Annotated in this window: 20 protein-coding genes and 4 tRNA genes; 16 read left to right on the top strand and 8 right to left on the bottom strand. The window is 51.5% G+C overall.

What is annotated here, in order from left to right:
- Window positions 1-64: 64 nt before the first annotated feature.
- The gene (gene amrS, locus ACAM_RS05930) at window positions 65-1165 is read right to left on the bottom strand and encodes an AmmeMemoRadiSam system radical SAM enzyme (RefSeq protein WP_022541909.1); all 1101 of its coding nucleotides are present in this window, start codon (window positions 1163-1165) and stop codon (window positions 65-67) included.
- A 127-nt stretch (window positions 1166-1292) separates the two neighbouring features.
- On the opposite strand from amrS, the gene ACAM_RS05925 reads away from it, so the two are divergent.
- The 3 genes from ACAM_RS05925 (at window position 1293) to ACAM_RS05915 (ending at window position 2671) form a co-directional block, all read left to right on the top strand.
- Window positions 1293-1380 (top strand) — tRNA-Leu (locus ACAM_RS05925).
- A 51-nt stretch (window positions 1381-1431) separates the two neighbouring features.
- Window positions 1432-1905 (top strand): hypothetical protein, encoded by a 474-nt coding sequence (locus ACAM_RS05920; RefSeq protein WP_062662308.1) that lies wholly within the window; start codon window positions 1432-1434, stop codon window positions 1903-1905.
- Window positions 1906-2089: 184 nt separating this feature from the next.
- Window positions 2090-2671: a TATA-box-binding protein gene (locus ACAM_RS05915; protein WP_369406425.1), complete on the top strand. Its 582-nt coding sequence runs from the start codon at window positions 2090-2092 to the stop codon at window positions 2669-2671.
- A 49-nt stretch (window positions 2672-2720) separates the two neighbouring features.
- Here ACAM_RS05915 and ACAM_RS05910 read toward each other — a convergent pair whose 3' ends face one another.
- Both ACAM_RS05910 and ACAM_RS05905 read right to left on the bottom strand, forming a co-directional pair.
- A complete protein-coding gene (locus tag ACAM_RS05910; RefSeq protein WP_022541906.1) occupies window positions 2721-3497 on the bottom strand; it encodes a metallophosphoesterase in 777 nt (258 codons plus the stop codon).
- Between the two features lie 272 nt (window positions 3498-3769).
- A tRNA-Lys gene (locus tag ACAM_RS05905) sits at window positions 3770-3885 on the bottom strand.
- A gap of 122 nt (window positions 3886-4007) precedes the next feature.
- Between ACAM_RS05905 and ACAM_RS05900 the strand changes: the two genes are divergently transcribed.
- The 7 genes from ACAM_RS05900 (at window position 4008) to ACAM_RS05870 (ending at window position 13062) form a co-directional block, all read left to right on the top strand.
- The gene (locus ACAM_RS05900) at window positions 4008-4280 is read left to right on the top strand and encodes a DNA-directed RNA polymerase subunit H (protein ID WP_022541905.1); all 273 of its coding nucleotides are present in this window, start codon (window positions 4008-4010) and stop codon (window positions 4278-4280) included.
- Window positions 4281-4290: 10 nt separating this feature from the next.
- On the top strand, window positions 4291-7794 hold the full coding sequence (locus ACAM_RS05895) for a DNA-directed RNA polymerase subunit B (protein WP_148706534.1): 3504 nt from the start codon (window positions 4291-4293) through the stop codon (window positions 7792-7794).
- Between the two features lie 42 nt (window positions 7795-7836).
- Window positions 7837-10512: a DNA-directed RNA polymerase subunit A' gene (gene rpoA1, locus ACAM_RS05890; protein ID WP_022541903.1), complete on the top strand. Its 2676-nt coding sequence runs from the start codon at window positions 7837-7839 to the stop codon at window positions 10510-10512.
- A 14-nt stretch (window positions 10513-10526) separates the two neighbouring features.
- Window positions 10527-11750, top strand: coding sequence for a DNA-directed RNA polymerase subunit A'' (gene rpoA2, locus ACAM_RS05885; RefSeq protein WP_022541902.1), 1224 nt, complete (start codon window positions 10527-10529; stop codon window positions 11748-11750).
- A 34-nt stretch (window positions 11751-11784) separates the two neighbouring features.
- Window positions 11785-12093, top strand: a complete 309-nt coding sequence (locus ACAM_RS05880; protein ID WP_022541901.1) for a 50S ribosomal protein L30e — start codon at window positions 11785-11787, stop codon at window positions 12091-12093.
- Between the two features lies 1 nt (window position 12094).
- Window positions 12095-12529, top strand: a complete 435-nt coding sequence (locus ACAM_RS05875) for a NusA-like transcription termination signal-binding factor (RefSeq protein WP_022541900.1) — start codon at window positions 12095-12097, stop codon at window positions 12527-12529.
- A gap of 89 nt (window positions 12530-12618) precedes the next feature.
- The gene (locus ACAM_RS05870; RefSeq protein WP_010866634.1) at window positions 12619-13062 is read left to right on the top strand and encodes a 30S ribosomal protein S12; all 444 of its coding nucleotides are present in this window, start codon (window positions 12619-12621) and stop codon (window positions 13060-13062) included.
- An 86-nt stretch (window positions 13063-13148) separates the two neighbouring features.
- On the opposite strand, the gene ACAM_RS05865 is transcribed toward ACAM_RS05870, so the two are convergent.
- Window positions 13149-13619, bottom strand: coding sequence for a bifunctional nuclease family protein (locus tag ACAM_RS05865; RefSeq protein ID WP_022541899.1), 471 nt, complete (start codon window positions 13617-13619; stop codon window positions 13149-13151).
- 91 nt (window positions 13620-13710) lie between these two features.
- On the opposite strand from ACAM_RS05865, the gene ACAM_RS05860 reads away from it, so the two are divergent.
- The 4 genes from ACAM_RS05860 (at window position 13711) to ACAM_RS05845 (ending at window position 16629) form a co-directional block, all read left to right on the top strand.
- On the top strand, window positions 13711-14328 hold the full coding sequence (locus ACAM_RS05860) for a 30S ribosomal protein S7 (RefSeq protein WP_022541898.1): 618 nt from the start codon (window positions 13711-13713) through the stop codon (window positions 14326-14328).
- Between the two features lie 73 nt (window positions 14329-14401).
- Window positions 14402-15715 (top strand): translation elongation factor EF-1 subunit alpha, encoded by a 1314-nt coding sequence (gene tuf, locus ACAM_RS05855; protein WP_022541897.1) that lies wholly within the window; start codon window positions 14402-14404, stop codon window positions 15713-15715.
- A gap of 308 nt (window positions 15716-16023) precedes the next feature.
- Entirely contained in the window at window positions 16024-16338 is a 315-nt protein-coding gene (gene rpsJ / locus ACAM_RS05850; protein ID WP_022541896.1) for a 30S ribosomal protein S10, read from the top strand.
- A gap of 202 nt (window positions 16339-16540) precedes the next feature.
- Window positions 16541-16629, top strand: a tRNA-Ser gene (locus ACAM_RS05845).
- 17 nt (window positions 16630-16646) lie between these two features.
- Here ACAM_RS05845 and ACAM_RS05840 read toward each other — a convergent pair.
- Window positions 16647-17720 carry a hypothetical protein gene (locus ACAM_RS05840; protein ID WP_022541895.1) on the bottom strand — a complete coding sequence of 358 codons (1074 nt, stop codon included), beginning with the start codon at window positions 17718-17720 and terminating at the stop codon, window positions 16647-16649.
- A gap of 185 nt (window positions 17721-17905) precedes the next feature.
- On the opposite strand from ACAM_RS05840, the gene ACAM_RS05835 reads away from it, so the two are divergent.
- On the top strand, window positions 17906-18313 hold the full coding sequence (locus tag ACAM_RS05835) for a CBS domain-containing protein (protein ID WP_022541894.1): 408 nt from the start codon (window positions 17906-17908) through the stop codon (window positions 18311-18313).
- A gap of 62 nt (window positions 18314-18375) precedes the next feature.
- Window positions 18376-18489, top strand: a tRNA-Pro gene (locus ACAM_RS05830).
- Between the two features lie 21 nt (window positions 18490-18510).
- On the opposite strand, the gene ACAM_RS05825 is transcribed toward ACAM_RS05830, so the two are convergent.
- Genes ACAM_RS05825 through prs form a run of 3 tightly spaced genes read right to left on the bottom strand, consistent with a single transcriptional unit; the run spans window position 18511 to window position 21414 of the window.
- Window positions 18511-19443 carry a ribonuclease Z gene (locus ACAM_RS05825; protein WP_022541893.1) on the bottom strand — a complete coding sequence of 311 codons (933 nt, stop codon included), beginning with the start codon at window positions 19441-19443 and terminating at the stop codon, window positions 18511-18513.
- Complete coding sequence (locus ACAM_RS05820) at window positions 19436-20488, bottom strand: TIGR01177 family methyltransferase (protein ID WP_022541892.1); 1053 nt, start codon at window positions 20486-20488, stop codon at window positions 19436-19438. The genes ACAM_RS05825 and ACAM_RS05820 overlap by 8 nt, the downstream gene beginning before the upstream one ends.
- Window positions 20488-21414: a ribose-phosphate diphosphokinase gene (prs, locus tag ACAM_RS05815; protein ID WP_148706446.1), complete on the bottom strand. Its 927-nt coding sequence runs from the start codon at window positions 21412-21414 to the stop codon at window positions 20488-20490. The genes ACAM_RS05820 and prs overlap by 1 nt, the downstream gene beginning before the upstream one ends.
- Between the last annotated feature and the right edge of the window lie 6 nt (window positions 21415-21420).

Below are 21420 nucleotides of genomic sequence, written 5' to 3'. Positions count from 1 at the left end.
GGTCTGCCAGCGCTGGGTACGGCTCGCCGGCAGATCACGTTAAGTCTAAGCGTTTCCCCAGGCTCTACATTATAGGCATTGGATAGTTTATGCTGCGGGGTGTGTACTCACCGCGGAAGTTAAGTCTGTATCCGCAGCGTGGGCATCTGAAGTCGCTGGTGAGTCTCCACTCTACTATGGCGAAGCCCTCCCTGTCGACGACTTTGTATCCACATTTCGGACAGTACGTGTCCTCCAGAGGGTGGCCCCATACGTTGCCTATGTAAACGTGTTTCAGCCCCTCCTCCATGGCGATCCTAGCAAGCTTCTCAAGAGTTTCAACGGGAGTGTGGGGTAGGTGCCTAAGCTTATAGTCTGGATGGAACCTCAGCAGGTGGAAAGGCACTTCCGGGCCTAAGTTCTCTACTATCCACCTGGCCATGCGCCTGACATACTCGGGCTTATCCCCCAGTTTAGGCACTACTAGGTTTGTTATCTCTATCCACCATCCCTTCTCCCTCATAGCCAATATAGCCTCGTATATAGGCTCTGGATCTGGAACGAACATGATCTTCCTGTAGAACTCGGGGTCTCCCCCTCCTTTGAAGTCAACTGTAGCCGCGTCGATTAGTCCTCCTAGCTCGTCGACAGCCTCGGGTGTCATATAGCCGTTGGTTACCATAGTGTTGAGGAGGCCATGTTTTTTGGCCTCCCTGGCGACATCATAAACTGTTTCTATGAATATCGTGGGCTCGTTGTAAGTGTAGGTGATGCCGTCGGCACCGTAAGCTAAGGCTAGCCTCACCACCTCCTCGGGCGTCCTATACACACCGTAGAGACCCTTCTCTAGTCTAGATTGGCTTATTTCAAAGTTCTGGCAGAACTGGCAGAAGAAGTTGCAGCCAACCGTGCTTATGCTAAGTACGGTCGAGCCTGGGTAGAAGTGGAGCAGAGGCTTCTTCTCAATAGGGTCTATGTTGCTGGCACTGAGGAGGCCATATACTAGGGTGTATAGTTCTCCGCCTATATTCTTCCTAACGCCACATGCACCGTATTTCCCGGGGGCTATAACACACCTTCTCTGGCAAAGGTCACATCTAACCCAACCCTCCTTACCGTTGCTGAGCTTAACCCAAAGCCTGGCCTTCCTAACATGCGGCTTCTCCGTCAGTCTTAGCCCAGCCATACCCACCCCCACTATAAATTTATAGGCTGTGCCACCCCTTTAGCCCTCCCCCTCTGTACAATGCTGCTCCAAGCTTTCCCAAGCTAACACTTTATAGCCCCTAAAATACCTGTTTACACTACACGGTGCGGGGGTGCCCGAGCCTGGCCAAAGGGGTCGGGCTGAGGACCCGATGGCGTAGGCCTGCGTGGGTTCAAATCCCACCCCCCGCACCATGACTACCCCGTTGTTCTAGGCTGGTGTTTTGCGGCTTCGGTGGCTGAGTGATGTCTAGTGCTTCTATGGTTAAGGCTGTTGTAGTAATCATTGATATCGACAGGTTTGAGGAGAAAACCAGGATGCTAGGATTAGACCCCTACAAGCCTAACAGGTTCACCGCTCTTCTAACAAGCCTTATAGAGGAGTTTGCTGTTTCACGGAGGGCTACGGTTGTTTACGGTCTGGACAGGGAAAGAGGCACCGAGGAGGCTCTGGTCGAGATTCCTCTAACAGATCCTGAGGAGGTGGAAGGCGATCTTATCCGTATAGCTAGGGAGATGTGTGAGGCCGGGGCTCCAGTGACTGTTGTAGCTATTGAGAGTCTAATGGGCCCGGGGAAGCCTGCTGATAGGAGGGCAGCATATTCTGGAAGCCCGTTTAGGAGAAGGGCCAGGAGGATTCTAGAGAAGCTTAAGAAAAGAGGGGGTGGGGTAGTCTACGTTAATGGTAGGATAGTTTGGAGGTGCATGGGGTCGGAGTGAGACTAGGCCAGTCACAATATCCTCAAAGGCTGCCCGCCTCGTCATCCCCATGTTATCTAGTGTATTGATAGTTCAGCATTCAAACCCTTTATAAAGCATGCTAATAACCCTTTTTAAGGGATTTAAGGGCTGCCAGGTTGGAGGTGCGGCTGTAGTGTCTGAGGAAATAAGTTTTGTAAAAGAAATAGATACTGGAGTTGAAGGCCTTCCTAAACCAGAGGTTAAGATAGAGAATATTGTTGCCACAGTTATTCTGGAGAACCAGCTCGATCTAAACCTAATAGAGACTAAGATACAGGATGTAGACTATAATCCCGATCAGTTTCCAGGCCTTGTCTACAGGCTTGAGAGCCCGAGAGTTACAGTTCTTATATTCAAGTCTGGTAAAATGGTTATAACGGGAGCTAAAAGTATTAACCAGCTAATACATGTTGTTAAGAAGTTGTTGAAAGCCTTCGCAGACCAGGGCATACCTATAAGCGGTAAACCGCAGATACAGATCCAAAACATAGTTGCCTCCGCCAATCTTAAGGTTTACATAGACCTTGAGAAGGCTGCCCTCGAGTTCGAGAATAGCCTGTACGAGCCGGAGCAGTTCCCCGGCCTCATATACCGCATGGACGAGCCCAGGGTTGTAATGTTGATATTCAGCAGCGGCAAGATGGTTATCACCGGTGCTAAAATGGAGAACGAGGTGTACGAAGCTGTTAAGAAAGTAGCTAAAAAGCTTAAAGAAGCGGACGCCATAATAGGCATAGCGGAGTGATGAACAGGGTTGAGCGCTGAAAATAGCCTCTGTACACGCACCTCACATTTCAATCAAATATTTTGGCAAGCTCTCTGAGGGGAGGTAGCCTTAGGGAGCCTACGCTCTCGTCTATAATGATAGGCACAGCCTCTTCAACAATACCCTCCTCTCTAATGTACGGTGAGAGGTATAGGCTGCGGTCCAGAGTTATTGGATTACCCGTCTGGTAGACGCCGAGAGCGGGTAACACTATTATGCTTCCTCCACACTCCCTGGGTACCATAAGGAAGGCGGGATACTTCACCCTGCTGCCAGCAACGTTTATCTTAACAGCAGGATGCTCATGACCTATTATAATTATATCAGAGTTAAACTCTAGCTTCTTATGGCCGTGGATAGCCACAACTCCTTTCTCGACCTCAAAGTAGTCTTCAACGAACTCGCCACCACTCTTTGTTACGACACCTTGTATATAGTTGTCGTGGTTACCCCGGACAACTATAATCTTCTCAACACCCCTGCTCGAGAGCCATTCCAGAAGCTTAGCGGTCTCCAGAGCCTCCTGCTTCAAAAGCCTGTCGAACACGTGCTTCACGTCGCCAACAATAACAGCCCTCCTCGGCCTAAGCCCGGAAATAGCCCTGTCAAGCGTCAGCATAGCCCTGCGTAGCTGTACACGCGGGAGAAAGACTCCAGTCTCAGTCATAGCCTGCTCATAACCGAGATGTAAGTCCGAGAAGAGTATTGTAGAGGAGGGCTTGTGATATAGTATGGGCGAGCCTTCCACTATAAACAAGCCCTTAGCCTCCTCCAGAGGTACTAGCTTCACCATCGACCCTGCCAATCTTATCCCCGCAGCCCCGTCATACTAAGCCAGCCTAACCCATTCTAGGCGGCCTCCTCGCCTTAGATGTTATGGGGGGCGAGGGTATTACAATTTATTTCCAACAAAAAGGGTATAGACTATGCATACCGCGTGTTAGCGTTTAAGTGTATGAGCCAGATGAGGCATACTATATGCTTTGCCTAAGAAGAGGATCTTCTGTTATGTTGGATTCTCCAGACAGGGAGAGGGGTTTCGTGAGGAGCCCGTATTGCCCCCCATGTGGGGGTTTGTGGCGGGCCCGCCGGGATTTGAACCCGGGACTTCCGCGGGGCCAGGACGCAGCCCCTAAACACTCCCCCTCTACGGGTTAAAAGCCCGCCGCTCTGCCGGGCTGAGCTACGGGCCCACTCCCGGCCTGTTTTAAGGTTGTTTTGGACGCGGGGCTATAAGCATGTGGGGGGGTTAGGTGTTTGAAGTTAATTAGGCCTGGATAGAATGTGTGTTGTGGGTAGTGGGGGGTCTCCCTAAGTGTCCTCTAAAACCCGTAAGTCTAGTAGGGTGATTTTGGAGCATGAGTATGTTCCTGAACATAGGCTCTTGAGTATTGAGGAGGCGGTGCAGGTTCTGAAGAAGTTGGGTATTAAGCCGTGGCAGCTCCCGAAGATTAGTGTTAACGACCCTGTGGCACGTCTTCTGAAGGCTAAGCCCGGTGACATTATTGAGATAACCAGGCGCAGCTACACGGCTGGGGAGGCTAAATACTATAGGTTCGTCGTGGCCTACCAGAAGGGGGTGAAGTAGCGTGTCTAACATGGGTGATGGGCAGCAGCATAGAGGAGAGATAGATGTTGATGAGCTTTGGACTGTTTACAAGTCGTTTATCAGGGAAACAGGCCTTGCCAGGCAGCACCTTGACTCTTTCAACAGGTTGGTCACGCAGGAGATACAGAAAATAATTGATAGTATAGGAGAGGTTAGGCCTCAGTGGAGGATATACGCTGGAAGGCGTAGGTACAGGCGTGGTAGATTTGAAGAGCCGGAGGTTCACTTGCCCGATGTGAAGATTGTTTTCGGGAAAGCCAGGTTTAAGGAGCCTATGGCCAGGGAGGTTATAGAGAGTTTTGACAGGCGCGTTACCCCATTCGAATGCCGTGTAAGGGGTATAACCTACTCTGCCCCTCTGATGGTTGAGATGACTATAGTGCAGGACAACATGGTTGAGAGGACGCGCGAGGTCAAGATAGCAGACTTCCCTGTTATGGTGAAGAGCGTTCTAGACCCGCTATCCAAGTATGACGAGGAAACCGTGATAGAGATGGGCGAAGACCCAGGCGATCCAGGCGGCTACTTCATCATAAACGGTAGCGAGAAAGTTATAGTAGCCCAGGAGGATCTAGCGGTAAACAGGATTATAGTAAACAAGAGCACAGCCGCTACAGCTAGGATCACCCACACAGCCAAGGCCGTATCAACGGTGCTAGGGCTTAGGAGGCAGGCTATAGTCGACAGGATGAGCGACGGAACTTTGGAAGCCAGCCTGAGCAGGCTAAGATACCGGATCCCCCTTGTTGTGCTCCTTAGGGCTTTGGGCCTGGAGAAGGACTTAGAGATAATGCTTGCAGTAAGCGCCGATCCAGATGTGCAGAGGGAGATGCTGCCTAGCCTAGAGAAGGGGAGGGCTCTGGCGCCCACTAAGGAGGACGCCCTAAAGTACCTGGGCAACAGGATAGCCCCAGGCCAGCCGTTGGAGGTTAGGATAAGGAGGGCTGAGGAGTTTCTGGATACGCAGCTGCTGCCCCACCTAGGAAACAGGCCAGAGGACAGGATAAAGAAGGCATACTTCCTGGCTGAGATGGCCAACAGGGTGCTCCAGCTATATCTAGGTAAGAGGGGCGAGGATGATAAGGACTTCCTGGGTAACAAGAGGCTGAGGCTAGCTGGCGATCTCATAGCGGAACTCTTCAGAGAGTCTCTAGAGGCTCTAGCAAACACTATGGCGCAGAAGCTTGAGGAGCAGCTGGCGGAAAGGAGGCAGATCAGGCTGGACTTCCTAGTTAGGCCCACTATAATAAGCGACAGGCTTAAAGGCGCCATAGCCACTGGCAACTGGGGTCAAGACCGTACAGGGATAAGCCAGCAGCTGGACAGGACGAACTGGATCAGCCTTCTTAGCCATCTTAGGCGGGTTATATCACCCCTGAGCAGGGGTCAGGCGCACTTCGAGGCGAGGGACCTACATGGCTCCCACTGGGGGCGCTACTGCCCCTTCGAAACCCCTGAAGGAATAAACTGTGGTCTCGTCAAGAACTTAGCCCTCTCCGCCTACATCTCGGTGGGTATAGAGGAGTCTATAGTCGAGGAGATGCTCGTTAAGGAGCTAGGAGTTGTGCCTCTGGAAAGAATACTGGAAGAGGCGAAGCAGGCAGGGGAGCCTCCTGAGATAATGCTTAAGGGTACAAAGGTTTTCATAAACGGGAGGCCGCTTGGCTACCATCCGGACGGTGAGGAGCTTGCAAGAGAGATTAGGGAGCTTAGGAGGAGTGGTAGGCTCAATGTCGAAAGGCCTTGGGAAGTAAGTGTTTACCATCTAAAAGAGGGAGAGATAGACGAGCTCTATGTGAACACAGATTCAGGTAGGCTCATGAGGCCTGTTGTCGTAGTGGAGGATGGAGTGCCTAAGCTGACGAGAGAACATGTGGAGAAGCTGTCAAAGGGCGAAATAACATTCTGGGACCTCGTCAAACAGGGAGTAATTGAAATGCTAGACCCAGAGGAGGAGCAGAACGCTTTCATAGCAGAGCTGCCTTGGGAGGTGACTAAGGAACACACGCACATGGAGCTTTGGGTCCCGGCAATAGTAGGGGTAGCCGCCGCCACCATCGGCTACCTCGAGCATAACCAGAGCCCGAGGAACACATACCAGGCGGCCATGGCTAAGCAAGCCCTCGGCGTTTACGCTCTAAACTATAGGATAAGGCTAGACAGCCACTCCTACCTACTCCAGTATCCGCAAGTGCCTATAGTCCAGACTAGGATGCTTGATATAATGGGCTACAACGAGAGGCCCGCTGGGCAAAACATGGTAGTGGCCATAATGTCCTACACGGGTTACAATATAGAAGACGCACTCATATTCAACAAGGGTTCAATAGACATGGGTTTGGCTAGGGCTTACTTCTTCAGAGTATACACCGGTATTGAGAACGAGTATCCAGGAGGAGAGAGGGATAGGATAACCCTACCAAAGCCCGACGAGGTTTACGACTATAGAGGAGCGGCAGCGTATTCCAAGCTCGAGGCCGACGGTATAGTTGCGCCAGAAACCGAGGTTGAAGGCGGCGAGATACTAATAGGTAGGGTGAGCCCGCCGAGATTCCTAGGTGAAGGCAGGGTTATATCCATGGCGACCGTGAGGAGGCGCGACACCAGCATACCAATGAGGCTGGGTGAGAAGGGTGTTGTGGATATGGTAGTCATATCAACCACAGTCGAGAGAAACAAGCTTGTGAAGGTAAGAGTGAGAAACCTGAGGATACCTGAGATAGGCGACAAGTTCGCCGGTAGGCACGGGCAGAAGGGTGTTATAGGCATGATATTCCCCAGGTACGATATGCCCTACACGGAGGACGGAATAGAGCCTGACGTTATACTCAACCCGCACGCCATACCCTCGAGGATGACTGTTGGCCAGCTTCTCGAGGAGATAGCTGGTAAGCTGGGTGCTATCAAGGGCAGGTTCGTGGACGCTACACCCTTCTTCAAGGAGGATATAGACGGGCTTAGGCTGGAGCTGCTGAAGGAGGGTTACGACCCTAACGCGAGGGAGGTTATGTACGACGGTAGAACGGGCCAGATAATAGAGGCGCCGATAACTATCGGCGTTGCATACTACCAGAGGCTTTATCACATGGTTGCAGATAAGATACATGCGCGGGCGACTGGCAGAGTTCACCTCCTCACTAGACAGCCTACCGAAGGTAAGGCGCGCCAGGGAGGCCTGCGCTTTGGCGAGATGGAGAGGGACTGTCTAGTTGGGCATGGAGCCTCAATGCTGCTGAGAGATAGGATGCTCGAGAACAGCGACGCATATATAATGTATGTGTGCAACACATGTGGAAACATAGCGTGGTTCAACAGGAGGAAGAAGGTGCTCGAGTGCCCGATACACGGAGAGGAGGGCGATATAAGGCCTGTCAAAGTCCCGTACGCGTTCAAACTACTGCTTCAGGAAATAACTAGCATGATGATAAAGCCGGAGCTCAAGGTCACCGACAAAATCTCCGTTATCAGGAAGATTGTGGGTGACTATACTTGATCTTCCCGCTTAATGCCCTTGCTTCCGGGGGTGTCAGGTGACATGTCTCTCAGGCTATCTGAATTCCGTGAGGCAAACCTGCTCGACAAGATACTCTTTGGGGTCTTAAGCCCCCATGAGATAAGGCAGCTCGCAAAGGTGACCGTGGTAAGAGGTGATCTGTACGAGGCTGATGGAACCCCAGTCTCCGGGGGCCTTAGAGACCCACACTTCGGAGCTATAGAACCGGGCGAGAGGTGTCCTGTATGTGGAAACAGCAGGGAAGAGTGTCCCGGCCACTTCGGTAAGATAGAGCTTGCGAGGCCAGTGCTCATACCCCATTACACCGATTACGTTTACAAGATCCTCCAGGCAACGTGCAGGGTCTGCGGCAGGATAACCCTCCCGGAGGAGAAAATCAAGTACTATAGGCTAATCTTCAGGAGGCTCAGGGGCAAGTGGCCTCAGCTCGCCAAGACTTTCGCCACGATGGTTGTTAAGGAGGCTGCTCAGGCGACCCAGTGTCCGCACTGCGGGAAGCCACAGTACAAGGTGGTTTACATAAGGCCCTTCCACTTCTACGAGAAGAAGCCGGAAGGGGATGTAAAGCTAACGCCGTCTGAAATACGGGAGAGGCTTGAGAAGACTGGTAGCGAGATAGAGATTCTCGGTGTCCACCCTGAAAGGTCTAGGCCTGAGTGGATGGTGGCCACCGTACTGATAGTGCCTCCCCTGGCAGTTAGGCCTTCTATAACGCTAGAGACGGGCTTGAGGTCGGAAGACGACCTTACCCATGCCCTAGCTGAAATAGTGAGGCAGAACGAGAAGCTTAGGAATGTTATAGTAACGAACGCGCCAGAGACGCTTATAGAGGAGAACTGGATGGTTCTGCAGGAGATGGTTGCTGCATACATAGATAATGAGCTGCCGGGTGCTAGGAGGCTTACCCACAGGAGGAAAAGGTACCTGAAGACTCTGGCCCAGAGACTTAAAGGGAAGGACGGGAGGATAAGGGGCAACCTGTCCGGTAAAAGGGTCAACTACTCGGCCAGGACGGTGATAAGCCCAGACCCGTATATAAGCATAAACGAGGTAGGCGTCCCGGAGGAGATAGCTAAGACGCTGACTATAGCTATGAGGGTTACCCCGTACAACCTAGAGGAGGCTAGGAGGTTTGTGCTCAACGGCCCTGATAAATGGCCTGGGGCTCTCTTCGTTTACAAAACCTCGGAGAGGAAGAAGTACGATCTCAGATTCTTCAAGGACTATAAGAAGCTGGCTGAGAGCCTTGAGCCAGGTGACATAGTGGAGAGACACCTGATAAACGGCGACATAGTACTCTTCAATAGACAGCCCAGCCTTCATAGAATGTCAATAATGGGCCACATAGTGAGGGTTATGCCCGGGAAGACGTTTAGACTCAACCTCCTCGTCTGCCCGCCTTACAACGCTGACTTCGATGGTGACGAGATGAACCTCCACGTGCCGAGGCTGGAGGAGGCCCAGGCCGAAGCGAGGGAGATTATGCTTGTGGAGAAGCACATACTAACTCCGAGATACGGCGGCCCAATAATCGGCGGGAGGCAGGATTACGTCAGTGGAGCTTATCTTCTGACTGTAAAGACCCGGCTCTTCACTAAAGAAGAGGTTGAGAGGCTGCTAAGCGTGGCTGGCTACAAGGGCGATCTGCCGGAGCCCGCGATTCTAAAGCCTAGACCTCTCTGGACAGGCAAGCAGCTGGCATCCATCTTCCTACCAGACGATCTCAACTTCAAGGGTAAGAGCAAGACTAACGCTGGAGACCTTGCATGTGCTGACGAGCTTTGCCTCCACGACAGCTATATTGTAATAACCAACGGTAAGCTTCTCGAAGGCGTCCTAGATAAGAAGGCTATAGGAGCTGAGGAGCCTAACAACCTCCTCCACATCATAGCGCTTGAATATGGCAACTCGAAGGCGAGGCAGCTGCTAGACAGTTTTTACAGGATGTTTATAAGGATGCTCGAGCTCAGAGGCCTCACCATATCGCTCCACGACATAGACCTGCCTGAGAGGGCTAAGCAGGAGATCGAGGAGTTGATACGCGAGTACAAGGGGAGGGTTTACAGCATAATAGAAGATTATAGGAAGGGTACTCTCGAGCCTATACCTGGAAGGAGCCTAGAGGAGAGTCTGGAGATAAAGATAATGGAGGTTCTGGACGAGCTCAGGAAGAAAGTCCAGGAGGTGGCTTCTAACAATCTAGACCCGTTCAACGACGTGTTCGTAATGGCTAGAACAGGTGCCAGGGGTAGCGATGTAAATATAAGCCAGATGGCTGCTATGCTTGGGCAGCAGGCTGTGAGAGGCAAAAGGATTAGGAGAGGATTTAGAAACAGAGTGCTAGCACACTTTAGAGAGAATGATACAGAACCTGAGGCGTGGGGCTTCGTGCGCAGCAGCTTCAGGAAAGGCCTCAGGCCTACCGAGGTCTTCTTCCACGCAGCCGCTGGGAGAGAAGGTCTTGTGGATACAGCTGTGAAGACGTCGCAGAGCGGTTACATGCAGAGGAGGCTGATAAACGCCCTCCAGGACATAGTTGTTACATACGACGGCACAGTAAGAGATCTCTATGGGAATCTGATACAGCTTAAGTACGGCGAGGACGGTGTGGATCCGATGAAAACCTACCACGGCAAGCCTGTCGATGTAAAGAGGATTGTACAGAGAGTGAAAACTGGCAAGGCAAACACGGCCTGAGGGGGGTGGTTAGTGTGAAGGAGTTCAAGTCTCTCAAGGAGAGTTTGGAGGCGGCTAGATACATACTGCCCGAATCACTCTACAGGGAGTTAGTGGAGGCTATCGAGAAGGAGGAGGGATTAGGAGAGGAGGAGAAGATTAGTGTTGTTAAGGAGACTATAAGGACCTACCTAAGGTCGCTAGCCCAGCCTGGCGAGGCGGTGGGAACTGTTGCCGCACAAAGCATAGGCGAGCCAGGTACTCAGATGACGCTCAGAACGTTCCACTACGCTGGCATTATGGAGTTCGACGTGACCCTTGGCTTGCCAAGGCTTATTGAAATCGTGGACGCCAAGCAGACTCCCTCACAACCTCTGATGTACATTTACCTTAAGGACGAGTATGCTAAGGATCTTGAGAAGGCTAAGGAGGCTGCGCGAAAGATCGAATACACAACTCTCGAGAAGATCATAGACAACATAGAGTGGGATCTAGGCGATAGGGTAGTAGCCATAGTGATTAACGCTGAGTACATGGAGGATAAGGGTGTTACTGTAGAGATGGTTTTAGAGGCTCTAAGCAAGAGCAAGCTAGGCAACGTTATAGAGGACGGGGTTAGAGAGGTTAGCGAACAAGGCGTCAAGAAAATCATTGTATACTTTGAGATATCCAGCAAGCAACTACCCGATGATGAGCTGTTCAATTCCAACGCCTACCATAGGATTCTTGAGAAGCTTAAGAACACCTACATTAAAGGCATAAAAGGGATAAGGAAAGTCACAGTCAGGAGAGAGGAGAGCGAGGAAAGCTACGAGTACATGCTAATAGTGGAGGGCAGCAACCTTAGGGAGGTGTTGATGCTACCTGAAGTCGATCATAGGCGCTCCATAACAAACGATATCCAGGAGATAGCCCAGGTCCTTGGCATAGAGGCCGCTAGAACCGCTATAATAGAGGAGATAAAGAGGGTTCTCGAGGATTCGGGTCTCGACGTAGATATACGCCACCTCATGCTGATAGCAGATCTTATGACATGGCCAGGCTATGTAAGGCAGATAGGGAGGCTAGGGGTTGTGGGAGAAAAGCCCAGCCCGCTTGCCAGGGCTGCCTTCGAGGTCACTGTAAAGCAGTTATACGAGGCTGCCGTATGGGGCGAGGAGGAGGAGTTTGCCGGCGTGACGGAAAACATTATAGCCGGCCTGCCTCCACGTGTAGGAACAGGAAGTGTGCTGCTTAGAATAGGTGCTTCAAGAAAGTAGCTATGGTGGAGTGTGTGGCCGTGGGGTGGTAGATATGTCCGTGTCAGTGGAGAAGGCTCTAAAAGATCTTGTAAAAACCGGCGTGTATATAATGGGCTTCAAACAGTCGCTCAAGGCTGTGAAAGCTGGCGAGGCTAAGGCAGTTGTGATAGCTGAGAACACACCCCCGGAGATGCGGAGGAAGCTAGAATACTACGCTAAGCTAGCGGGCATACCCATTATAGTATTTAAAGGGACAAGGACAGACATGGGGCTCGTAATAGGTAGGAGACACGGTGTTAGTGTGCTCGCTGTCATAGACGAGGGATCCAGCAGGATACTGGAACAAGCGGAGGAAGCGTAAGATGAGCGGTGACGACAGGATCACTCTCGAGGAGCTACGCTACATCTCAGTCTTCCATAGCATAACAGGGGTAACTGCATACCGCTGCATAGTCGACGAGGAGAACAACAGGCTGATATTCCTTGTTTCGGAGGGCGAGGCTGGAAAGGCCATAGGAAGGGGGGGCAGGCTTATAAAGCTCCTCAGAGAAGCTCTTGGAAAGAACATAGAGGTTGTAGAGTATTCGAGCGAGCTAGAGAAAATAGTGAAAAACCTCTTTCCGGGCGTGAATATAGAGGGCATAAGTGTGAGGGAAAGGAACGGAGTTAAACAAGTAATTATTAAGGTAAGCGAGGAGGATAAGGGAGCTGCTATAGGAAAGGGAGGAAAGAACGTAAAGAGGGCTAGGCTAGTTCTCAACAAGCTCTTCGGAGTAGATAAGGTGGTGATAAGATGAGGGGAAGCAAAGGCGAAATAACATCGAGCTCTAGAGAGGATTTATTAGCCACACCTGAATTCGGATTATCGGGGGGGGATTAGGTAGGTATGACTGGGAAGAAGGCTCCGGCGGGCCTATTCGCAGCACGGAAGCTAAGGAGGAAGAGGCTAAAGTTCAGATGGAGCCAGAGGGAGTTCAGGATCAGAATGCTAGACCTAAAGAGGAAGTATGATCCTCTAGAAGGAGCTCCCATGGCTAGGGGTATTGTGTTGGAGAAGGTTGGCGTCGAAGCTAGACAGCCTAACAGCGCCCTGAGAAAGTGCGTGAGGGTTCAGCTTGTTAAGAATAAGAAGGTGGTTACCGCGTTTGTCCCTAGGGACGGCGGTATCCTTTATGTAGATGAACATGACGAGGTTATAATAGAGGGTATAGGAGGTCCTAGGGGTAGGTCGATGGGAGATATACCAGGAGTTAGGTATAGGGTTGTTATGGTAAACGGTGTTTCTCTAAAAGCACTCTGGGAAGGCAAGAAGCAGAAGCCGAGAAAGTAGCGCCAGTGTACGATAAGCTTTAACACTACACTCATAGATCTTGTTTCTCGCCGGTAGCTTGCTTAATTCTCAAATCCAATATACTACTAGTACTCCTCCTCCGAGTAGGACTCATGCACGAGTTTCTCGAGAACGTAGATAGGCTTTCCCGCTATTAAAGCGAGGTAAACCGCGTGGCTCGGAATCATTTTAAGCTTGAGCCTAAAACCGTCTTCCTCGAGGACTAGGGTTGCAGTGTAGAGCCCAGTATTCTGGTCGATCTCGTCAATTACAACCTCTTTCACAGCGTTCACGGCAGCATCCCTAAATACCTCACTGTTCATTAAAAATATGAAGAGGCTCTGCCTCCTAGGAGTATCTATATTATTTTTCATAACGTTAACCGCTTCCACTATCTCGATAGGTATATTTGACATTACAAACTTAGACCCGTTCTCTAGCTTGAGCTCCATGACTGTGACGTCGAAGACGAAGCCGGACCTGGGGTCGCTCATCCTCTTTATATATGCTTCTACATCCACAACCTTTACGAGGCCCTCCCCCGGCAGTACCGGCAAGCCTGCTACCCTCTCTCGCCAGAGACTAAATTAGGGAGCGAGAAGTATAAGAGTTTAGGAGGCTAATCCGACACCTCGGGGATGTAGCGGTTTGTCCGGGCAGGGCGTAGGCTTTAACTTAAGCGAGGGAGTGGAGGTAAGGCCCGACAAAATACGGCTATTCGGAAAGTGGAGCTGGGTAGGTGTGGAGGTTAGAGATCCAAGCCTCAAGAGATACATTAACCTCAAGCCTGTTTGGCTGCCTCACACTGGCGGGAGACACGAGAAAAGGCGGTTCGGGAAGGCTGAAGTCCCTATAGTTGAGAGGCTTATGAACAAGCTAATGAGGCCTGGGAGGAACGGGGGGAAGAAGCATCTTGCCTACAACATTGTTAAGACTGCTTTCGACATTATATACTTCGAGACAGGGGAGAACCCGATACAGGTGCTGGTTAGAGCTATAGAGAACAGTGCCCCGAGGGAGGATACCACGAAAATAACGTACGGAGGTATAACCTACAGGGTTTCGGTCGATGTAGCCCCCCAGAGGAGGGTTGACCAGGCGCTGAAGTTTATAGCAGACGGTGCCAGGCAGTGTGCATTCAACAATCCGAAGCCGATTGAAGAGTGTCTGGCGGAGGAGCTTATACTAGCTGCAAAGGGAGATCCGAGGAGCTACGCCATTAGGCAGAAGGAGGAGATTGAGAGGATAGCTCTGAGCTCGAGGTGAGGCCGAGCCAATTTCTTTTTAAGCCTTACTCTCTCCCTTATCCTTACGGTGTCTCTAGAGAAGGTGGTATGTCATGGCCGAGAAGCCGCATATGAACCTAGTGGTGATAGGTCACGTAGACCACGGTAAAAGCACGCTGGTAGGCCACCTGCTATATAGGCTTGGCTATATTGAGGAGAAGAAGCTGAAGGAGCTAGAAGAGCAGGCTAAGTCTAGGGGTAAGGAGTCCTTCAAGTTCGCTTGGATCCTAGACAAGATGAAGGAGGAGCGTGAAAGGGGTATAACTATAGATCTAACCTTTATGAAGTTCGAGACAAAGAAGTATGTGTTTACAATAATCGACGCTCCGGGTCACAGAGACTTCGTGAAGAACATGATAACGGGCGCTAGCCAGGCCGATGCCGCTATCCTGGTGGTCAGCGCGAGGAAGGGAGAGTTTGAGGCTGGCATGAGCACGGAGGGACAGACGAGGGAGCACCTCCTGCTTGCTAGGACTATGGGTATAGAGCAGATAATAGTGGCTGTCAACAAGATGGACGCGCCGGACGTAAACTACGACCAGAAGAGGTACGAGTTCGTAGTATCCGTTCTAAAGAAGTTCATGAAGGGCCTGGGATACCAGGTGGATAAGATACCGTTCATACCCGTTAGCGCCTGGAAGGGCGACAACCTGATAGAGAGGAGCCCCAACATGCCTTGGTACAACGGGCCGACACTAGTCGAGGCCCTAGACCAGCTGCAGCCACCTGCAAAGCCCGTGGACAAGCCCCTCAGGATACCTGTGCAGAACGTCTACAGCATACCCGGTGCAGGCACCGTCCCCGTGGGCAGGGTTGAGACCGGCGTTCTAAGGGTTGGCGACAAGGTAGTCTTCATGCCACCGGGCGTAGTGGGAGAGGTTAGGAGTATAGAGATGCACTACCAGCAGCTACAGCAGGCCGAGCCTGGAGACAATATTGGCTTCGCCGTTAGAGGTGTCAGCAAGAGCGACATAAAGAGGGGCGACGTGGCAGGTCACCTAGACAAGCCGCCCACAGTTGCTGAGGAGTTCGAGGCTAGGATATTCGTAATATGGCATCCAAGCGCGATAACAGTAGGATACACACCAGTGATACACATACACACCGCAAGCGTCAGCTCCAGGATTATAGAGATTAAGGCTAAACTCGACCCGAAGACAGGCCAGGTGGTCGAGCAGAACCCGCAGTTCCTAAAGGCTGGTGATGCAGCAATAGTTAAGTTCAAGCCGGTGAAGCCGCTGGTAGTTGAGAAGTTCAGCGAAATACCACAGCTAGGAAGATTCGCTATGAGGGACATGAACAGAACAGTCGGTATAGGTATCGTGACAGACGTAAAGCCCGCCAAGGTAGATATAAAGGCAAAGTAGCGAGCAGTATTTATATAGCGACCCCAATCCCCCTACTCCTCCCCTCTGCAACCTGGGTTTTAGGGCAGTCCTTCTACCTCCTGACTAGAATTATACCTAATAGTTTAGCATGAATGTCGTCCAAAAGCTCTAAGCTTATTAGATTAGAGATGTCTTTTGGCAATTTGTGTCAGCCCGTTGGGATGAAAGCCAGAATAAGCTGTTAGTCCCGGGGTAAGCCCAGGTCTATAATCCCTCGCCTTCCAGAGCTTCCAGAGGAGATTTATAGCCATTCGCTAATCTCATTAGAGTGAGGGTGTTCCCGGGCAATGGCTTTCAAGCTAAGGATATGGCTGTGGAGCACGAACGTCAGGAGTCTAGAGGATGTTGTTGAGCAGATAAGGAATATAGCCAATAAAACCGGGATACGCATGAGAGGCCCGGTTCCACTTCCGGTCAAAAGGCTTGAGATCCCTGTGTTTAGGCTACCCCACGGCGAGGGCAGCAAATATTGGGAGCATTGGGAGATGAAGGTGCACAAGCGCCTCATAGACTTGGAGGCTGACGAGAGGGTTCTAAGGCATCTGATGCGGATAAAGGTACCTGAAGATGTTTATATAGAGATTAAGCAGATGACGGGTTAAAGGGGAGAAGCAGCTTCCCCAGCCCCGCTACACTCACATCTCTTAGCTTATTCTCCCAGCCCAACTCCTCGCCTATTATACATATCGTTTTCCCCAGCCTTTTAGCACGGCGGTTAAACTTCTAAATGAACTGCTTCTAACGGTTTTACCCTTTCGCAGTCTAAGATCTTTATAACGGTTATCGCATCTCTTGTGCATAGGTGCCGGGGTGCCCGAGCGGTCCAAGGGGACGGGCTGGAGACCCGTTGCCCCGCGAGGGGCGCGCGGGTTCGAATCCCGCCCCCGGCGCCAGACACGCGGGTCTCCTTCTACTCTCCTAAGACTACTGGCGATGCTGCCCTCCTTTCTACCCTGAAAGCTCGCGGAACTATGTTTTTAGGGTGCGGGTCTAAGAGTGATGCTGCGTGTACGGCTAGTGCCAGGAGAGCGAGGGCCAACGATGCTTCTCTGCTAACGAGTCTAAGCGGTGTTGATGCCGCCAGCAGAAGCGGGGGGATAGGCGTCCAGGATCTAGGCCTCCTAGTGAAAGGTATCTCTCCGCCCCTCACGAGGGAGTGTAGAAGCGCGTGTGGAGCTATAACGCCTATCATTATAGCGTGCCCGGCTTCAACAATATCACGGTCACCAGCTATGAATAGGATAGTGGCTATTGCGGCCAGTGTTGCTATATGGACGGAGAGCAGATAGGCCTGGGGAGCTTTTAAACCAGGCTTTAGAAGGCTGGAGGCTGGCCTCCAGGGCCTCATGACGAACAGGTATATCAATAGTGGTATTAGATAGGGTTTGACTGACATGGTGAAAACCGTTGGTATTGACGCTGCAACGGCGAGAAGGGCTGGAGACAGCCTGATTATAGACTCTCTACCCTGCACGGGCCCCAGGCCATAGATAGAGGCGCCCACAGCCGTCGGGGCCATCAGTAGGGGCACTGGTGTTGAGAATGCGAGCACAAGGATCATGATGGCTTCGAACAGACTAGATACATCTGAGTATAGTAGAGCTAGGGAAGCTAATATGCCGGATACTGGGGGAGCTAAGGCTGCTATCCGGGTCAGTGTATTTCTCCTAATCTTCTCGGCCTGCAGCGCCATATAGTATAGTAGTGCCACTTGTGATAATAGAAACAGCATTGCAAGCATGATAGTAGAGCCGGGTATGGGAGCTGCAGTAGCGAGAATTAAGGCTAGCAGGAGCGGTATGTATTCCCTCGGCGGCCTGGGCGCTCCAGATGCTGCTGCAGTATAGAAGTTAATATACACAGACATTGGAAATAGGAGGCCAGCATAGTACCCGGCAAGCATCACGTGACTCCACACGTTAAACTCCGCCAAAGCGAGACCTAGAAATATGCTTATTGAAGCAGCTAGGATGGAGTACGCCATTACAAAACCCACGTGCAGAGGTGGGGGGCTTATTTCGGACACCATACTTAGTAGCCTGTATTCAGGGTTTTAGCGTATATCCTCCTTAGACTGTATTTAACTTGTATGCCGGTTCGGCAGGTTGATGATAAGTATTTGGGAAATATATTTTACGCTACCCATATTAAGAGTTTGTGGTGTCGACATTGTACTCGGCCTACAAATCCATTGATGCGGCTGTTAAACCCCTCACAGTAACGCCTCAAACCCCTGTGAAGGAAGTTGTTAAAATGATGTACACCCAGGGAAAAAGTGCGGCGGTTGTCGTGGATCAGGATAACAGGCCTATAGGGATATTTACAGAGCGAGATGTTGTGCGGGTTGTAGCCACAGGCGGCAGCTTAGATGCCCCGGTGGAAGAATATATGACGAGGAACCCTGCTGTTGTTAGGGATAGCGAATCCCTGACAAAGGCTCTAGCATTAATGTTGGAGCGAAGGGTTAGACATCTACCAGTGGTAGATCATGAGGGCAGGCTGGTAGGTATAATAACTGCCTCGAGCATAACCGAGGTGTTGAAACGCTATAAGGAAGAAGTGGGCGAGCTTGAGTAGAGGATATCACTGATATTTCAAACTTTTTATCCCCTAGTTGTATAGAACACGATAGACGGCCAGGGGCCGTCGTCTAGCCTGGCTAGGATGCCAGCCTGGGGAGCGCATCCCCACCCCCGCGTCGGGGGCGCCCGGATCGCTGGTGGTCCCGGGTTCAAATCCCGGCGGCCCCACCACAAACTCTACACGGCTTAAACCTAGACTGTTATCGAGACTTTCATTCCATCCCAAGCAAGAACAGTGTTGGGAAATACTCTTTTCGCTTCGCTTAGAAGAGACCTTGCCTCGTATCCGCTATACCTGCTGCTTATGTGGAAGAGGATTAGCATTTTAGCTCCTGAGCGTAGTGCTGTTTTAGCAGCGTCTAGCGACGTGGAGTGCCCTCTCTCAGCCGCCTCTTGCGCTAGGCTTGAGTCTAGGGTGGAGTCGTGTATCACTACGTCAGAGCCTTTGAGGAACTCTTCTATCCTGCTGCATGGGGATGTGTCTCCTGTGTACGCTATAGAATAGCTTCTCTCACCTAATACTGCAAGGTCTCTGAGGGTGAGGGTCTCACCCCCTACTTCGACTCGCCCCTTCTCTATCAGCTCTCTTACCCAGGGGCCAGCCCTTAGGCCTCTTTTCTCGATGATCCCAGGGTCTATACGCGGTCTAAGCTTCCATACCAGTTTGAAGGCGAGGGATTCTATATTGTGGCAGGCCGGAGTCCATTCTATGCTTAGGCGGTCGCCTGAGGACCTGCCTATCTCTAGCGAGCTATTCTTCCCAGCATCGACGAGTACAATCTCGAAACCGAGGTTCTCCCTGGTAGCCTCCAAGGTCTCTTTAACGAACTCCAGCGACTCCGGCGTTGACACTATGGTTAAAGGTCTTCTTCTCGACTGGAGCGACATTGTCATGAGGAGCCCGGCTAAACCGTTTATATGGTCTCCATGGGGGTGGGTTATGGCCACCACATCTATGCTTGGGAGGCTGACTCCCAGCCTCCTGAGCCTTATCTGAGCTGCCTCGCCAGAATCCAGCAGTACCGTGTTTCCCATCCAGTCTCTGACAAGTATTGAGGGATGCCATCGCTGCAGCGTCGGGACCGCACTGCCGCTGCCGAGTATAGCAATATCTATTCTACCCAAGCCTAGCCACCACTATGCTTCTCGTCAGGCTCCCGTGTACAAACATCTCTATAACCCTGACTACACTCAACCCGGCATCCACGGCAAGCGATTCAGGCGATCTCCTGCTTGGACCTGCATAGACGATCCATCCACCCTTCCTCAGAACTTCAACGGCGTTTTTGACGAATTCTCTAGTGAGAGCCTGGTATCCCATTCTACCAGTAGTGGTAGACCTCCCATAAGGAGGGTCTGTCGCTATAGAGTCAACGCTATCGCCTGAGAGGGGGAGCCTTGCAGCGTTCCAGGCTGAGTAGAACCATACACCGGGCGGGCAGTATTTAGATAGATTAGCAGGGCCGCCTCTCACCATAGCCCAATCCAGGTCGCCACAGGCTATCCTAGAAGCACCCACAATGCATGCCTCTATGGCGAAGCCCCCTGTTCCGCAGAAAGGGTCGGCAAAGTAGCCTCCTACTCGGAGGCGTGAAAGGTTGACGAAGGCTCTGGACAGCCTCGGCGATAGCGGGCCGGGCTTGAAGAATGGGCGCCTTCCAGGGCTCCTCTCCATGAACCCTTTACCCTCTAGCCTTGATAAGGCTACTCCGAGCATGAGAGCACCTTCCGTGGCGAAAATGCGTAGGTTTAGTGTAGCCTTTCTTTTAGAGAGTTTGAACCCCCTTCTGCCCGCCTCTGACGCTATCTTGAGGCGCAGTTTTTCCGGGTCCAGGGGGTGAGTGTATGGACCCCGTGTCTCAACGTCTATCCAGAACTCTCTGTCACCTCCGAGTATCGACGACTCAATAACGTACTGGGCATCGTTTACCACTCTATCTATGCAGGACTCAGAGGTTGAGTAGAAGCCAAGGGGGTAGCCTATTTCCTTCACGTAAGCGGCCCTTCGGGTTATTAGGGTTGGATCGTCTATATCAGCCTGGAAAATAGCGAGGCCTTCAAAAAACCCTTCAACCCTGTAGAGCCTGGACTCGACGTCGAGAATGGCCTTCAGCTCCTCGCGGGATAGCGTGGGGGAGTCGCCGCTAAGTATAGCGTAGAATCTCTCCATCAAAGGCTATACACCAGCCTCACCAGCTGGCTAGCCGCGAGGCCCGTCAAGTCGACATAGGCGACTATTTTCGAAGGCTTGCGGGGCAGTGTGTTACCGGTGATAACTCTGGAGACCCCCGCCCTTACCATCTTCTCCTCCGCATCACCAACACCTAGGTAGTGCGCTGCAAGTACTACAACACTTTTGGCGCCCTTCTCGAGAAGCCACTGAGAAGCCAGAGCTATGGTCCCCCCAGTACTTATTATATCATCTACAACTATAGCATCCTTGCCTCGAGGGTCTACCGTAGACTTTACTAGCCTCACCTCTCCAGTAACCCTATCTCTTTCCTTAACCAGGTATCCGTAGCTGGTGCACCCCGTCTCACGGGCTAACCTCTCAACCCGGGGAAGGGAGCCTATATCTGGGGCTACTATAATAGTGTCTTCTCCACATGAAACTCCAGCCTCCCTCATCATGTAGGTGAAGGGAAACATGTTAAGGGTTGGCCCGTTGAAATGGCGCAGAACATAGTCCTTATGTACTTCGATAGAAGCCAGGGCTTTATAGCCTGACGACGATAGGGCTCTCATGACAGCTCTAACACTTATTGGCTCGCCAGGTAGAAACACCCTGTCCTGCCTAGTGTAGGCCATGTAAGGCGCCATTAGTACAATATTGCTAACGCCAGCCTCCCTCAAGGCATCAGCAATGAGTATCGAGTAGACGAGGCTCCTTGATGCGGGCTTCTCAAAAGACTGTACTACAATTGCCCCCTTTATATTGTCTATATCCTCTTCAATCCTAACATACTCCTCGTCATCCGGGAACAGTTTAAACACGGGTTTAACGAGGTGGAGCATCATCCTTCTGGCCAGTCCTTCAGAGAACTCTGTAGACGCAGCCCCCCATCCCCCCACTACAACCCAACTATCCGGCGCCACCAATAG

This window comes from Aeropyrum camini SY1 = JCM 12091 (genome assembly GCF_000591035.1).
GTDB lineage: Archaea > Thermoproteota > Thermoprotei_A > Sulfolobales > Acidilobaceae > Aeropyrum > Aeropyrum camini.
This window is presented reverse-complemented; position numbering and strand designations above follow the sequence as displayed.